The sequence below is a fragment of the Phycicoccus avicenniae genome, assembly GCF_018139485.1.
Lineage (GTDB): Bacteria > Actinomycetota > Actinomycetes > Actinomycetales > Dermatophilaceae > Phycicoccus > Phycicoccus avicenniae.
Genome location: NZ_JAGSNF010000020.1, coordinates 82,216 through 96,607 on the forward strand (window position 1 = coordinate 82,216; position 14,392 = coordinate 96,607).

Here is a 14,392-nt window from a genome sequence, read left to right on the forward strand (position 1 = left end):
CCCCCTCGGTCGTTGTCCACAGCCGCCGGCGACGGGCCTGCGTCGTCCACAGATCCTCACCGCGCCTTCTCCCCGCCGCCCTCGCGCAGCAGCGTGGCGGCATGACCTCACCGATCCGGATCCACCACCTCGCGGACATCGTCACCGTCCTGCCCTACCGCCTCGGCTACCACCCCGACCGCAGCCTCGTGCTCCTCGCCCTCGACGGCCGGCGGCTCGGGATGACGGCCCGGGCCGACCTCACGACCGACGCCCGCGCGGCCGAGGCCACCGTCCGCGCGATGCTCGCGCCGCTGCAGCGGGTGCCGGCCCTCCGCGTCCTCCTCGTCGTCTACGAGGACGTCGAGGGTGAGTCGGACGCCGTCCTCGCGGCGGCCCTCGACGGTCTCGAGCCGGGTGGGTCACAGGTACTCGACGTCGTCGTCGTCCGGGACGGGTGCTGGAGCGTCCCGACGTGCGCAGAGGGCTGCTGCCCGGCCAGGCCGACGCCGCTGCCCGACCCCGCCGACGTCCCGGCGGTGGCCGAGCTCGTCGCCCGCGGGGTCAGCCCGCTCGCGGACCGGCGTGCCCTCGACCGGGTCGTCGAGCCCGTCGACCCGGACCTCCACCCGTGGCGGGGGCGGCCGGGCCGGCCCCGGCGCCGGACCCGCCGTCCCTCCGGGGCCCGGGCGTGGGCCGAGGTGCTCGGCACCGACCCTCCCGGACCGGGGGAGCCGCGGAGCCCGTCCCGGCCCGTGGCGCTGCGAGCCGTCGACATCCTCGCCGACGTCCGCTTCCGCGACGCCCTCGTCGGCTGGCTCGCGCCGGGGGTGCTGCCGCGGGAGGCCGTCGACGCCACCGTGCTCGCCCTGCTGGAGGAGACGCTGCCGCGGTGGGGCGGCATGGGCTCGTGGACGCCGCGGGCGGGCTCGCCGGAGGCACGGCGGGCCCTGCTCGAGACCGTCCTCGCGCTGGCCCGCCGGGTGCCCGAATCCGACGGCGAGGGAGCGGCCGCGGTCTGCAGCCTCGCGGCACAGCTCGCGTGGGCGGCCGGCGACGGGGCGCTCGCCCGGTCCGCCGTCCTGCGCGCCCGGGCGGCCGACCCGGGCTACCGGCTCGCCCTGCTCGTCGAGCGGCTGCTCGACGCGGGGGTTCCGCCGCCCGGGACCCGTGAGGAGGGGGAGGACCGTCTCGCCGCGGGCTGACGGACGCGGGTCACCCCGGATCCGACTGGCGGACGGGGACGGCGCCGGGCCACCCGTCGTGGTTACCATCGAGGCGGTCATGAGTCCCAGCGCCAAACCCCGGTTTGCTGGGCGGCAACCCTCCTCGCGGTGGGGTGCCCCGGGTGATGACCGGGCCGCGGCGTCCGTCGCGGCAAACGCGAGATCCCGAGGAGCCCTGCGATGACCGCCACCCCCGACCTGTGGGACGGCGCCACGTGGCGTCCGGGGGACCCGCCCGGGGACCGGCAGTTCCTCGACGTCGGCCCGGTCGCCCTCGAGCGTGGCGGCACCCTGCCCGCGGTCACCGTCGCCTACGAGACGTGGGGGACGCTCTCGCCCTCCGGTGACAACGCGGTCCTCGTCGAGCACGCCCTCACCGGGGACAGCCACGTCGTCGGCGACGTCGGTCCCGGCCACCCGACGCCCGGGTGGTGGCCGGGCCTCGTCGGCCCCGGGGCGCCGCTCGACACCGACCGCTTCTTCGTCGTCGCGACGAACGTCCTCGGCGGCTGCCAGGGCACGACGGGTCCGTCGTCGGACGCCCCGGACGGGCGGCCCTGGGGCGGGCGCTTCCCGTACACGACGATCCGGGACCAGGTGGCCGTCGAGGCCGCCGTCGCCGACCGGCTCGGCATCGGTCGCTGGCACACCGTCCTCGGCGGCTCGATGGGCGGGATGCGGGCGCTCGAGTGGGCCACGGGGCGACCCGACCGGGTCGAGCGGGCCCTCGTCCTCGCGGCGTCGGCGGCGGCGACGGCCGACCAGGTGGCCTGGTGCCGGCCGCAGCTGCTCGCCATCCGCTCCGACCCGAGCTACCAGGGCGGCGACTACTACGGGACCGGTCGCGCGCCGCTCGACGGGCTCGGCATCGCCCGGCGCATCGCGCACACGACCTACCGGCACGAGGCCGAGCTCGACGACCGCTTCGGCCGGCGCCCGCGGTCCGGCGAGGAGCCGATCGGCGGGGGAGGGCGGTTCGACGTCGAGAGCTACCTCGACCACCACGCCGAGAAGCTGTCCCGCCGCTTCGATGCCGGAAGCTACCTCGCCCTGTCCGAGGCGATGAACAGCCACGACGTCGGCCGCGACCGCGGTGGGGTGACCGAGGCGCTGCGGGCCTTCGACGGCCACCTCCACGTCGCGGGGGTGACGACGGACCGGCTCTACCCGTTGCGGCTGTCCGAGGAGATCGCCGACCGGCGTCCCGGGACCGCGCTGACCGTCATCGACTCGGCCCACGGGCACGACGGCTTCCTCGTCGAGACCGCCCAGGTCGGCGCGGTCATCCGCACCGTGCTCGACGCGCGCTGACCTGGACCGGGCCGGGGTGCCCGGCGCTGCGGTACGGTCGATCGGAGGAACCCGTGAGCAGGAGGACCCCATCGTGACGATCGTCGTCGGCTACGTGCCCACCAAGGAGGGCCGCGCGGCCCTCGTGCGGGCGGTCGACGAAGCGCGGACGCGGGCGCGGCGTCTCGTCGTCATCAACTCCACCCGCACCCACCGCGACACCGACGAGGACGCCGCCCGGGCCGCCGAGGCCGAGATGCGCGCGGTCCTGGACGAGATCCCGCAGGACGGGCTCGACGTCGACGTCCGCCAGCTGGAGCGGGGCAGCGAGCCGGCCGAGGGGCTCATCGCGGTCGCGGAGGAGACCGGGGCCGACCTCATCGTCATCGGCCTGCGGCGACGCACCCCGGTCGGGAAGCTCATCCTCGGCTCGAACGCGCAGCGGATCCTGCTGGACGCGCCGTGCGCGGTCCTCGCGGTCAAGGGCTGACGTCGCGAGAGGCTCTGTGCCACAACCGTTCACACGTCGGAGAGGCGCGTCCCGACCCCCTCGGGGCGGCCCCGGAATAGGCTCCGGACCTCTCAGCGATTTATAATGGAAGGGCGCACCTGGTCGTACGGCCCGCCGGACGGCCCGAGGTGCTCGCCCCGGACCCCAACGCCACCCTGGATCCTCGTGTCCCCGTGTGGTCATCCGCGACGAAAGGTAGTCGGTGTCGCCTGTGTCCACCAAGATCCCCGAGCCGAGCGCCCTGCCCCCGGAGTTCGCCCACGAGGCGCTCCAGACCCTCGTACGTCAGGGACGCACGACCGGCTCGGTGACCGGCGGACAGGTCATGGACGCCATCCAGGCGGCGCAGGTCAAGGCCTCGCGCGGACGGATCGTCCTTCGGGCCCTCGCCGACCAGGGCATCGAGGTCAAGGCCGACGACACGACCGGCGTGGCCGCCGCGGCGACGCGGACCGCGAAGAAGTCCTCCGCCACGTCCTCCGCGAAGAGCGCGAGCGGGACGAAGAAGGCGGCCTCGTCGGGGGGCACGAGCGCGAAGAAGGCTCCGGCCAAGAGCGCGTCGACCACGACCCGCAAGGCCGCGTCCGCCGCGAGCGGGACGACCGCCGCCGCGAAGAAGACGGCGGCAAAGAAGACCGCGGCGGCGAAGAAGGCCGCCGAGGGCCCGACCGAGACCACGGCTCCCGACGCGACCGACGACGGACCGGAGGAGGTCGACCTCGCGACCGAGGACGCCCCCGAGACCGGGCCCGCGAAGGGCAAGGAGGCCGAGGAGACGGCCGGCGGCTTCGTGATGAGCAACGACGAGGAGGACGCGCCGGCCCAGCAGGTCGTCACCGCCGGTGCCACCGCGGACCCCGTCAAGGACTACCTCAAGCAGATCGGCAAGGTCGCCCTCCTCAACGCCGAGCAGGAGGTCGAGCTCGCCAAGCGGATCGAGGCCGGCCTCTTCGCCGAGGAGAAGCTGAACTCGGGCGAGAAGATCGACATGAAGCTCAAGCGTGAGCTGTGGTGGATCGCCCAGGACGGCAAGAAGGCCAAGAACCACCTGCTCGAGGCCAACCTGCGCCTCGTCGTCTCGCTCGCCAAGCGGTACACCGGTCGCGGCATGCTCTTCCTCGACCTGATCCAGGAGGGCAACCTCGGCCTCATCCGCGCGGTCGAGAAGTTCGACTACACCAAGGGCTACAAGTTCTCGACGTACGCGACGTGGTGGATCCGCCAGGCGATCACCCGGGCGATGGCGGACCAGGCCCGCACCATCCGCATCCCGGTGCACATGGTCGAGGTCATCAACAAGCTCGCTCGCGTCCAGCGCCAGATGCTCCAGGACCTCGGCCGCGAGCCCACCCCGGAGGAGCTCGCCCAGGAGCTCGACATGACCCCGGAGAAGGTCGTCGAGGTCCAGAAGTACGGCCGCGAGCCCATCTCGCTGCACACCCCGCTCGGCGAGGACGGCGACAGCGAGTTCGGTGACCTCATCGAGGACTCCGAGGCCGTCGTGCCGGCCGACGCGGTGAGCTTCACCCTGCTCCAGGAGCAGCTGCACTCCGTCCTCGACACCCTCTCCGAGCGCGAGGCGGGCGTCGTCTCGATGCGGTTCGGCCTCACCGACGGCCAGCCGAAGACGCTCGACGAGATCGGCAAGGTCTACGGCGTGACCCGGGAGCGGATCCGCCAGATCGAGTCCAAGACGATGAGCAAGCTGCGTCACCCGAGCCGGAGCCAGGCGCTGCGCGACTACCTCGACTGACGGTCCCGCCACGGGGCGACCGGCGCCGGCCGGCCCCGGGCACCCGCAGCGCACGACCGAGCGCCCGCCACCGACGAGGTGGTGGGCGCTCGGTCGTGCGGGGTCGGCACCGGCGTCGGGCCCCGGTCAGCCCTCGTCGCGGCGACGCCCCACGAGCGAGCGCCAGTGCCGTCGGCCCTCCTCGGGCAGCAGGAGCGCCCGCGCCCGGTCCAGCCGGCGGCGCCGGCCGACGGCGCCGCGCCGCACGGTCCGGGCGTCCTCGGCGACCTCCGGCAGGTCGGCGCCCGGGCGGGCGTAGCGCGCCCGCTCCAGGGTGTCGACGACCCGGCCGAACGCCTCCTGCTCCTCGGGTGTGAGGTAGGCGGCCCGGGTGATCTGGCGCGAGGTCTCCCGCGGCGTGGCCCCCTCGCTCGGGACGTAGCCGACGTCGCCCAGCCCGAGGAGCAGCGACTGCCACTCCGCCTCGACGCGCTCGGCGTCGTCACGGGCGCGGCGTCGGGCCCGGCGCCGGGCCAGCCAGGCGCCGAGCGGGGTGAGCGCGGCGAGGACGAGGACCGCGGCGACCCCGGCGACCGTCGGCCAGCTGCGGGCGACGACGTCGGCGAGACCGGTGTCGACGGTCCCGACGTCGTCCGCGGTGTCCCCGGCGGGCACGTCCTCCTGCGGCCGGTCCGGCGTCGGCGCCGACGAGGTCGCAGACGGCGTGGGCACGGGCAGGGCGTTGTCGGTGGCCGGCCCCACCTCGCGGGTGTACGAGGGGGCGAGCCCGGTCCGCGCGCCGGGGGTCGGCTCGAAGCGGGTCCAGCCGAGCCGGGGGAAGTACAGCTCCGGCCACGCGTGCGCGTCCGAGGCGATGACGACGCGCTCGTCGCCGTCGACGGTGCCGGGCAGGTAGCCGACCGCCATCCGCGCGGGGATGCCCGCTGCGCGGGCCGCCATGATCATCGCGCTGGAGAACTGGACGCAGTAGCCGGTCCGGGTCTCGAGGAAGCGCACGAGCGGCTCCTCGGAGCGCTGCCCGGCGGCGGTCTCCTCGGCGAGCTCCTCCGAGTAGGAGTACGCCGTCGACCGGAGGCGGTCCTGGATGGCGACGGCGACCTCGAAGGGGGTGTCCGCGTCGGACTCCTCGACGACGTCGGCGAGGAGGGCCTCGACGGCGTCCTCGGCGTCCGGGTCGACCCGCAGGTCGCCCGCGGACCGATCGAGGTCGGAGAAGCTGCCGAACTGCTCCGGCGTCGGCTCCAGGTCGGTGTACTCCGCCGTGTACTCCGGGACGCGGGAGGTGAGCTCGGGGACCCCCGAGACGGTGAGCCGCCAGGTCCCCGTCGGGAAGGGCGAGCCGACGGCCGTCGCCGGCAGCGCGACCTGCGGCACCGCGATCCCGGAGTCGAGCACCTCGATGCGCTCGGTCGTCCGTTCCACGTCGCCGTCGGCGGCCGGTCCCGGCAGGGCGTTGTCGGGCGGGACGAAGGTCACGTCGTCGGCGGCGGACCAGCGCCCGCCCCGGTAGGTGTCGAGCAGCCCGACCCGCAGCGGCACCGGCTCGGAGGCGGAGGTGCGGTAGCGCAGCACCTCCGCGTCGGACTGGTCGGCGAGGTCCCGGGCGACGTCGATGCTCGTCGAGAGCAGGACCGGGCCCGACCCGTTGCCGCGCCCGTCGCCGCGGGCGAGCCCGTCGGCGACGAACGTCGTCGGCAGGTGAGGGACGAGGCCGGGGACGACGACCGCCGCCGCGAGGGCGACGAGGCCGACCCCGCGCGCCAGCGACCCGAAGGAGCCGGCGGGGTCGCTGCGCCCGTCGCGGGTCGGGGTGCCGCCCCACGCCCGCAGTGACGAGACGCCCTGGGTCGCGACGAGCGCGAGCCAGCACAGCGCCGGCGGGACGACGTACCACGCGGCGAGCCCGGTGCTCGTGTTCGTCGCCGAGGCGAGGAACGCGGCGAGGAGGGGGATGCCGGCGACCGCGGGGCTGCGGTAGGTGACGGCGAGACCGTCGACGACGACCGCCGTGAGCCCCACGAGCAGGCTCACCGCGACGACGACCCCGCGCTCGGACGGGGCGGGCGCCGCGTACGTCGTGACGACGGTGTAGGCCTCGCCGAGGAGGATGCCGATGGCCTCGCCGGTCTCCCGCGACGGCAGGACGCCGCCGAGCAGGTGCCCGCGTCCGTGCAGCAGCGCGCCGGAGAGGACGAGGGCGACGAGCTGGCCGAGGACGACGAGGGGGCGGGCGGTCGCGAGCGAGCGCAGCCCCACGCCGACGAGCGCGACGACGACGACGAGCAGGACGCTGGGGCGGACCCAGGCGCCGGCGGGGGCGAAGAGCCCGGACAGCGGCAGCGTCACCGCGAGCGTCGCGAGGGCCGCGAGCAGGGCGTCGAGGGGGCGCAGCCGGCTCACGACGCGGCCCCCACGGCCGAGCCACCGACGACCGTGCCCCACGCCTGCGCCGGGGAGGTGCGGGCGTCGACGACGGTCGTGAGCCAGCCGGACCCCCGCAGGGTCGCCGCGGTGGCCTCGGCCGCCGGCCCGGCGCCGTCCCGGCGCCCGAAACGGGCGGGGTCGACGACGAGGGCCACCCCGCTGGACCCCGGCTGGCGCAGAGCCGCGAGGGTGCGGGCGTCGTCGTCGCTGAGCGGTCCGCCGACGTAGACGAGCAGGCCGCCGGACGCGGTGAGCGACTGGGAGTCGTGGAGGACGCCGCGCATGACGTCGGGCCCCTCGAGCCGGACCCGGGCGAGGGCGTCGAGCGACCCCTCGACCGTGTCGTCGTGCCGCACGCCCCGGTCGCTGGCGGGGTCGGCGGTCACGAGGTGCACGGCGTGCGCCGCCCGGTCGAGGTGGGTCAGGACCGAGGCGGCGGTCGTCACCGTCCACTCCAGGGACCCGGACCGGCCGCCCCCGCCGTGCCCGACCTCGCGGGAGTCGACGAGGACGACGGCCCGGCGCTTCGCGGGCCTGTCCTCCTGGCGCACCATGAGGTCACCGGTGCGGGCCGTCGCGGGCCAGTGGATGCGGCGCAGGTCGTCGCCGTCGCGGTACTCGCGGATCGTCTGGTCGTCCTCGCCGTGGAGGGCCACCATGTGCGGGATCGTCCCCTCGCTGCCGATGCCGCTGCCGAGCGACCGCCCGGACTCGAGCGGGACGACCCGGGGGAGGACGACGACCTCGCCGTCGCCGGCGAGCGAGGCGCCGCGCAGGGTGAGGCCGAACGGGTCGCGCATCCGCAGCCGCAGCGGACCGAGCCGGTGCACTCCGCGGGTGTGCGAGCGGACGGTGTAGCCGACCTCGGTGCTCGCCCCGGGGCGCAGCGAGCCGAGGACGAACCGCGGGCGGTCGCCGAGCGCGTAGTCGAGCGCCTCCTCGGCGAGGAGCACCGGCGTGGGGGAGGACTCGACGTTACGGACCCGCACGGTGACGGTCGCCCGCTCGTCGACGGCGATCCGGGAGGGGATGACGCTGCGCTCGACGACGAGGGACAGCCCGTGCCGCCGGGCGAGGACGAGCGAGACCGCGACGAGGGCGAGGAGCAGCACCCCGGCCCGGGTCACGTCGGTCTGGCCGAGGAGGATGCCGGAGGCGACGAGGACCAGGCCGCAGCCCGCGAAGGCCGCGCCCCGGGTCGTGAGGATCCGTCGGAGCCCGCGCATCGACGGCTCAGCGGCTGGGCGCGGGGACGCGCACCCGCTGGAGGAGGTCGGTGAGGACGTCGGCCGCCGACCGGCGCGCCATCTGGGTCTCACCCGTCGGCATGAGCCGGTGCGCCAGGACGGGGACGGCCATCTGCTGGACGTCGTCGGGCAGCACGTGGTCACGGCCGGCGAGCGCGGCGTGGGCCCGCGAGGCGCGCAGGAGGTGGAGGGTGGCGCGCGGTGAGGCCCCGAGGCGCAGGGCCGAGCTCGTGCGGGTCGCGGCGGCGAGGTCGACGATGTACTGCCGCACGGCGGGGGAGGCGTGCACCTGCCGGACGGCGAGCACCATCGCCTGGACCGTCGCGGCGTCGGTGACCGGGCTGAGGTGCTCCAGCGGTGAGGCGCCCCCGTGGACGTCGAGCATCTCGAGCTCGGAGCGTGCGGACGGGTAGCCCATCGAGATCCGGGCCATGAACCGGTCGCGCTGGGCCTCGGGCAGCGGGTAGGTGCCCTCCATCTCGATGGGGTTCTGGGTCGCCATGACGATGAACGGCCGGGGGAGGACGTAGGTCGTGCCGTCGACGGTGACCTGCGCCTCCTCCATCGACTCCAGGAGCGCGCTCTGGGTCTTCGGCGAGGCGCGGTTGATCTCGTCGCCGACGACGACGTTGGCGAAGATCGCCCCGGGGCGGAACTCGAAGTCCCGGACGTCCTGGTTGTAGACCGAGACACCGGTGATGTCGCTCGGCAGCAGGTCGGGGGTGAACTGGACCCGGCGGACGGACGCGTCGATGCACCGGCCGAGGGTCTTGGCGAGGAGGGTCTTGCCGACGCCCGGCACGTCCTCGACGAGGAGGTGGCCCTCGGCGAGCAGCACGGTGATGGCGGTGCGGACGACGGGCTGCTTGCCCTCGATGACGGAGTTCATCGCGGTGGCGAGCCGGCTCGACACCTGCAGCACGTGGTCGAGGGACGCTCCCCGGTCCGTGGCGTCGGTCGTCGTCGGGTCGGGCTCGAGCTGGCTCACGCTGGGGGTCCTCTCGTCGGTCCGTGCAGCCACCCCAACGTGCGAGGTGGGCGGCGCGTGCCCTCGATCTTGCTACACGGGACGGGCCGCTGTCTGCGCCCGCTCCCCGGTTCCCGACCGCGCATCGAACCCGTCCGTCGGCGCCGTCCCCCACCTCGCCCCACCCGGGTCCCTCCACTGCACACCACCCCGGTCCCTCCACCTCGCCCCACCCGACCCACCCGACCCTCGTGCGCCATCGACCTCGCTGGGTCGGTGCGCGCTCCTTCCGTCGGTGCGCGCTCGATCCGTCGGTGCGAACTCGCCGGAGCGGTGCGCCACAGCGCACCGAGCGGGCGGGACGGCGGCGATCGAGCGGCGTCGCACCGAGCCGGCGAGGTCGCAGCAGGCCTGCGGGAGGCGCGGGATGACGCGGGGGGCCGACAGATTCCCCACTTCGCACCACCGCCTCCGACCTGCACTTTCGAAGGTTTTGAGCGCACATATCGCCCGTTTGTGCCGCACGTGGGGCATATGGTGGAGTAAAGTGGAGCAACACGGAGGGACCGGGAGCCTCCGTCAGGGTCGAGGAGGTGGGTCGATGGACGAGTTCCTCGGCACCCACACGCCCCGGCTCGACGAGAAGGGCCGGCTCTTCCTCCCCGCCCGCTTCCGCGGGGCCCTCGCCGACGGGCTCGTCGTGACGACCGGCCAGGAGGGCTGCCTGTACGTCTTCCCGACCGCCGAGTTCCGCCGGGTCTCCGCCCAGATGCAGAGCGCCTCGACCTCCTCCAAGCAGGTCCGGGACTTCGTCCGCGTCTTCCGGGCCAGCGCCCACCCCGACGTCCCGGACAAGCAGGGCCGGGTCACCGTGCCGGTCCCGCTGCGCCGGTACGCCGGGCTCGACAAGGACTGCACCGTCATCGGCAACGGCACCCGGCTCGAGGTGTGGGACACCGCCCGCTGGGAGGCCTACCTCGAGGAGGTCATGCCGGCCTACTCCGCGTACTCGGCCGGTTCCGAGGAGGTGGTCCCCGGCCTCTGACCCCGATCGACACAGACGCGCGCTCGACCACCACCGACCACCTCGACAGCCACCACCCACCCGTCGCCCGCACGACCGACCCGACCGCCGGCCTCCAGCCGACCCGTTCCCCGACGCGTCTTCCCCCGCGCCGGGCGCGGATCGGATGGGGACCCGCCGCCGGGTCGACCCGCACCAGGACCCCCCACCGCGACCCCACCGCCCGGCCGCAGCACCACCACCCCGAGAGACCGACCCCGAGAGGAGGGGAGATGACCGACCGCGGACCCGCCGACACCCGCCACGTGCCAGTGATGCGCGACCGCGTCGTCGACCTCCTCGCCCCCGCCCTCCAGGCCGAGGGCAGCGTGTGCGTCGACGCGACGCTCGGGATGGGCGGCCACGCCGAGGCGGTCCTCGAGCGGTGTCCCGCGGCCCGCGTCGTCGGCCTCGACCGCGACCCCGAGGCCCTCGCCCTCGCCCGGACCCGCCTCGCCCGCTTCGGGGACCGGTTCACCGCCGTCCACGCCGTCTACGACGAGATCGCCGACGTCCTCGCCACCGAGGCCGACGGCACCGCGGCCGGGATCCTCTTCGACCTCGGCGTCTCCTCCCTCCAGCTCGACGAGGCCGACCGCGGCTTCGCCTACCGGCACGACGCCCCCCTCGACATGCGGATGGACCAGTCCCGGGGGATGACGGCGGCCGACGTCCTCAACACCTACGAGCACGGCGACCTCGCCCGGGTGCTGCGGACCTACGGCGAGGAGCGCTTCGCCGGCCGGATCGCCTCCGCGGTGCTCGCGGCCCGCGACGAGGAGCCGTTCACGACCTCCGCCCGGCTGGTCGAGCTCGTCCGCACGGCCGTCCCCGCCGCGTCCCAGCGGACCGGGGGCCACCCGGCGAAGCGGACCTTCCAGGCGCTGCGCATCGAGGTCAACGCCGAGCTCGACGTCTGGGCCGCCGCGGTCGACGCCGCGGTCGGTGCCCTCGCCCCCGGCGGGCGGATCGCCGTCCTGTCCTACCACTCGCTCGAGGACCGCATCACGAAGCGGGCGCTCGCCGCCGGGGCCACAAGCCGCACGCCGGCCGGCATGCCCGTCGAGCTGCCCGAGCACGCCCCCTACCTGCGACTGCTCACCCGGGGCGCCGAGGTCCCGGACCCCGCCGAGCAGGACGTCAACCCCCGATCCGCCTCAGCCCGTCTCCGCGCCGCGGAGCGCCTCCCGTCGACAGGAGCTTCCCGATGAGCCAGGCCGCCGTCCGGACCGGTCCCCGGTCCGCCCCCCGCCGCTCGGCCGCGCCGCCCCGGCGCCTGCGCGTCGTCGCCCCGCAGCCGGCCGAGGGCAATGCCCTGTTCGTCGCGCTGTGCGTCGCCCTCGTCCTCGGTGGGTTCGTCGGCGTCCTGCTCCTCAACACGGCGATGGCCAAGGGCTCGTACACGATGCGTGAGCTGCAGCACCGCTCCGAGGAGCTCACCGACACCCAGGACGACCTGCGCCACGACCTCGACGCGGTGTCCGGCCCGGGACCGCTGGCGCGCGAGGCGCGGGCCCTCGGGATGGTGCCCGCCGCGACGCCCGCCTTCCTGCGCCTCTCCGACGGCGAGGTGCTCGGCGTGGCGCGGAAGGCCAACGCCGACAAGAGCTTTACCGTGGTCACCGAGGCCTCGTCGCAGGCGGGCCGCTGATGCACCAGGAGCGCCCGTGACGCCCCCGCGCACCCCCGACCCCGGTCGTCGCCGCCCCTCGGGACAGGGACGGCCCGGCACCCGGCGAGCGACCGCACCGGCCGCGACCCCGCGCCGTGACGGCAGCACCCGCACGCCCTCGACGGGCGGGCCGACCCGGCGGACACCGTCCGGTGGCACGTCGTCGACGCGTCCGCCGTCGAGGCGCGCCGCGGGCGAGGACGGCCGCGCCCAGGGACCCTCGGCGAAGAGCGCCCCGGGCAGGAGTGCGCAGAGCAAGGGCGCGCAGGGCAGGGGTGCGCAGAGCAAGGGTGGACAGAGCAGGGGCGCCTCGGCCCGGGGCGGCTCCGCCCCGCGTCGCCCGGCGACCCGTCCCAGCCGGGCCGGCGGTCCCGGCGGCCGGGGCGGCACCCCGCCGCGAGGTCCCGGCAGGCCGGCCGCCGCCGCGCGTCCCGGCCCGAGCAGCCGCCGGCGGATGCGGACCCTCCTCGTCGCGACGATGTTCGTCCTCAGCGTGTTCGCCGCCCAGCTCGTGCGGATCCAGGGCCTGGACGCCCACGCGGTCGCGAGCGAGGCCGAGGCGAAGCGGGCGACCGCGCAGATCATCCCGGCGATGCGGGGCGACATCCTGTCCGCCGACGGCACCGTGCTCGCCTCGAGCGTCGTGCGCGAGGTCGTCGTCGCCGACCAGACCGCCGTGTGCACCTACCGCACCGGCGACAACGAGTGCGACCCCGCGACCTCCGCCGAGGCGGTCCGCGAGGCCGCCGTCCGGCTCGCGCCGCTGCTCGGCACGGAGGTCGACGACCTCGTCCCCGCGCTCACGGGGGAGAGCCGTTACCGCATCCTCAGCAAGGACGTCACCCCGCTGACGTGGAACAAGATCGCGGCCCTCGGCATCCCCGGCATCGCCCGGGACCGCCGCGAGACCCGGTCCGAACGGACCTACCCGCAGGGCCAGACGACGGCGGCGCTCGTCGGCTACGTCCTCGACGACGGCAACGCCGGGGGCGGCCTCGAGCTCGTCGCCGACGAGACGCTGTCCGGCACGCCCGGCGAGGTCCGGTTCGAGCAGGGCCGCGACGGCACCGCCATCCCCGCGGGCGACTCGAGCACGACGCCCGCCGTCGACGGCCGCGACGTGACCCTCACGGTCAACTCCTCGCTCCAGTGGTATGCCCAGAACGCGCTGGCCCAGCGCATCGAGGAGACCAAGGCGCAGTCCGGGACCGTCGTCATCATGAACGCCAAGAGCGGGGACCTGCTCAGCGTCGCCTCGTACCCGACGTTCGACCCGAACACCGACGTCGGCAAGGCCGGGGTCCACCTGGACAACAAGGCGTTCACGGACGTCTTCGAGCCGGGCTCGACGGCGAAGATCATGACGATCGCGGCGGCCCTCGAGGAGGGGTCGGTGACCCCGTCGACCCCGGTCGTCATCCCGAACCGGCTGCCCCGCTACGACCAGAGCTTCAAGGACAGCCACGACCACGCCACCCTCTACCGGACCGTCGCCGGGACGCTCGCCGAGTCGAGCAACATCGGGACGATCCTCGTGAGCGAGACGCTGAAGTCGTCGACCCTGGAGTCCTACTTCCGCAAGTTCGGCCTCGGCGAGCGGTCCGGGGTGGGCTACCCCGGTGAGTCGGGCGGGCTCCTGCCGGCGTCGGACACCTGGAGCGGCACCCAGCGCGCGACGGTCGCCTTCGGGCAGGGCCTGTCGGTGACGGCCGTCCAGGCGGCGTCGGTGTTCCAGACCATCGCCAACGACGGCGTGCGGGTCACCCCGCGCCTCGTCGAGAGCACGACCGACGCCGAGGGCACGGTCCACGACGCGCCGGCGAGCGAGTCCTCGCGGGTCGTGTCGCACCAGACGGCGTCGGACGTGTCGAAGATGCTCGAGGGCGTGGTGAGCCCCGAGGGCACCGCGGACGAGGCGCAGATCCCCGGCTACCGGGTCGCGGGCAAGACGGGGACCGCGGAGTTCTACGACGACGCGAAGGGCAAGTACAGCGGCAAGACGGCGAGCTTCATCGGCTACGCGCCCGCCGACGACCCGGAGATCGTCGTCGCCGTCATCGTCCAGAAGCCGCAGTACCCGTTCTTCGGCGGCTACGTCGCCGGACCGGTGTTCAAGGACGTCACGACGTACGCGCTCCAGGAGCTCGGCATCCCGCCGACGGGGTCCAAGGCGCCGAAGGTGACCCTCGGCGTGGACCCCGAGAAGGCCCTCGAGGACCGCGCCCTCCTGCGTGACGGCGTCGACCACCCCAGACGGTAG

The 14,392-nt window shown here is 75.0% G+C and carries 11 protein-coding genes and 1 riboswitch; of the genes, 8 read left to right on the forward strand and 3 right to left on the reverse strand.

The features are described from left to right. Positions 1-101 precede the first annotated feature (101 nt). From KC207_RS13990 to KC207_RS14005, 4 genes are all read left to right on the forward strand, one after another. A complete protein-coding gene (locus KC207_RS13990; protein ID WP_211603926.1) occupies positions 102-1,184 on the forward strand; it encodes a DUF4192 domain-containing protein in 1,083 nt (360 codons plus the stop codon). 75 nt (positions 1,185-1,259) lie between these two features. Further along, positions 1,260-1,369, forward strand: a riboswitch (SAM riboswitch). A gap of 16 nt (positions 1,370-1,385) precedes the next feature. Further along, the gene (metX, locus tag KC207_RS13995; protein WP_211603927.1) at positions 1,386-2,516 is read left to right on the forward strand and encodes a homoserine O-acetyltransferase MetX; all 1,131 of its coding nucleotides are present in this window, start codon (positions 1,386-1,388) and stop codon (positions 2,514-2,516) included. Between the two features lie 73 nt (positions 2,517-2,589). Continuing rightward, positions 2,590-2,985, forward strand: a complete 396-nt coding sequence (locus KC207_RS14000; RefSeq protein ID WP_211603928.1) for a universal stress protein — start codon at positions 2,590-2,592, stop codon at positions 2,983-2,985. 346 nt (positions 2,986-3,331) lie between these two features. Further along, complete coding sequence (locus KC207_RS14005; RefSeq protein WP_437179138.1) at positions 3,332-4,759, forward strand: RNA polymerase sigma factor; 1,428 nt, start codon at positions 3,332-3,334, stop codon at positions 4,757-4,759. A gap of 126 nt (positions 4,760-4,885) precedes the next feature. Here KC207_RS14005 and KC207_RS14010 read toward each other — a convergent pair whose 3' ends face one another. The 3 genes from KC207_RS14010 to KC207_RS14020 are packed head-to-tail and all read right to left on the reverse strand — an operon-like array spanning position 4,886 to position 9,418. Further along, complete coding sequence (locus tag KC207_RS14010; RefSeq protein ID WP_211603930.1) at positions 4,886-7,159, reverse strand: transglutaminase TgpA family protein; 2,274 nt, start codon at positions 7,157-7,159, stop codon at positions 4,886-4,888. Next, complete coding sequence (locus tag KC207_RS14015) at positions 7,156-8,409, reverse strand: DUF58 domain-containing protein (RefSeq protein ID WP_211603931.1); 1,254 nt, start codon at positions 8,407-8,409, stop codon at positions 7,156-7,158. Before KC207_RS14015 ends, KC207_RS14010 begins: the two co-directional genes overlap by 4 nt. Before the next feature lie 7 nt (positions 8,410-8,416). Beyond that, complete coding sequence (locus tag KC207_RS14020) at positions 8,417-9,418, reverse strand: AAA family ATPase (RefSeq protein ID WP_249138754.1); 1,002 nt, start codon at positions 9,416-9,418, stop codon at positions 8,417-8,419. A 580-nt stretch (positions 9,419-9,998) separates the two neighbouring features. On the opposite strand from KC207_RS14020, the gene mraZ reads away from it, so the two are divergent. From mraZ to KC207_RS14040, 4 genes are all read left to right on the forward strand, one after another. Next, positions 9,999-10,442, forward strand: coding sequence for a division/cell wall cluster transcriptional repressor MraZ (gene mraZ, locus KC207_RS14025; RefSeq protein ID WP_211603932.1), 444 nt, complete (start codon positions 9,999-10,001; stop codon positions 10,440-10,442). Positions 10,443-10,693: 251 nt separating this feature from the next. Next, positions 10,694-11,671, forward strand: a complete 978-nt coding sequence (gene rsmH, locus KC207_RS14030) for a 16S rRNA (cytosine(1402)-N(4))-methyltransferase RsmH (protein ID WP_211603933.1) — start codon at positions 10,694-10,696, stop codon at positions 11,669-11,671. Beyond that, the gene (gene ftsL, locus KC207_RS14035) at positions 11,668-12,111 is read left to right on the forward strand and encodes a cell division protein FtsL (protein WP_211603934.1); all 444 of its coding nucleotides are present in this window, start codon (positions 11,668-11,670) and stop codon (positions 12,109-12,111) included. The genes rsmH and ftsL overlap by 4 nt, the downstream gene beginning before the upstream one ends. Before the next feature lie 475 nt (positions 12,112-12,586). Then, positions 12,587-14,392, forward strand: a complete 1,806-nt coding sequence (locus KC207_RS14040) for a peptidoglycan D,D-transpeptidase FtsI family protein (protein WP_211603935.1) — start codon at positions 12,587-12,589, stop codon at positions 14,390-14,392.

Bases quoted from the DNA above. Each gene is read 5' to 3' on its own strand.
- KC207_RS14015 (WP_211603931.1), bottom strand. From the start codon at position 8,409: ATGCGCGGGCTCCGACGGATCCTCACGACCCGGGGCGCGGCCTTCGCG.
- KC207_RS13990 (WP_211603926.1), top strand. From the start codon at position 102: ATGACCTCACCGATCCGGATCCACCACCTCGCGGACATCGTCACCGTC.
- KC207_RS14005 (WP_437179138.1), top strand. From the start codon at position 3,332: ATGGACGCCATCCAGGCGGCGCAGGTCAAGGCCTCGCGCGGACGGATC.
- KC207_RS14040 (WP_211603935.1), top strand. From the start codon at position 12,587: ATGCGGACCCTCCTCGTCGCGACGATGTTCGTCCTCAGCGTGTTCGCC.
- metX (WP_211603927.1), top strand. From the start codon at position 1,386: ATGACCGCCACCCCCGACCTGTGGGACGGCGCCACGTGGCGTCCGGGG.
- mraZ (WP_211603932.1), top strand. From the start codon at position 9,999: ATGGACGAGTTCCTCGGCACCCACACGCCCCGGCTCGACGAGAAGGGC.
- rsmH (WP_211603933.1), top strand. From the start codon at position 10,694: ATGACCGACCGCGGACCCGCCGACACCCGCCACGTGCCAGTGATGCGC.
- ftsL (WP_211603934.1), top strand. From the start codon at position 11,668: ATGAGCCAGGCCGCCGTCCGGACCGGTCCCCGGTCCGCCCCCCGCCGC.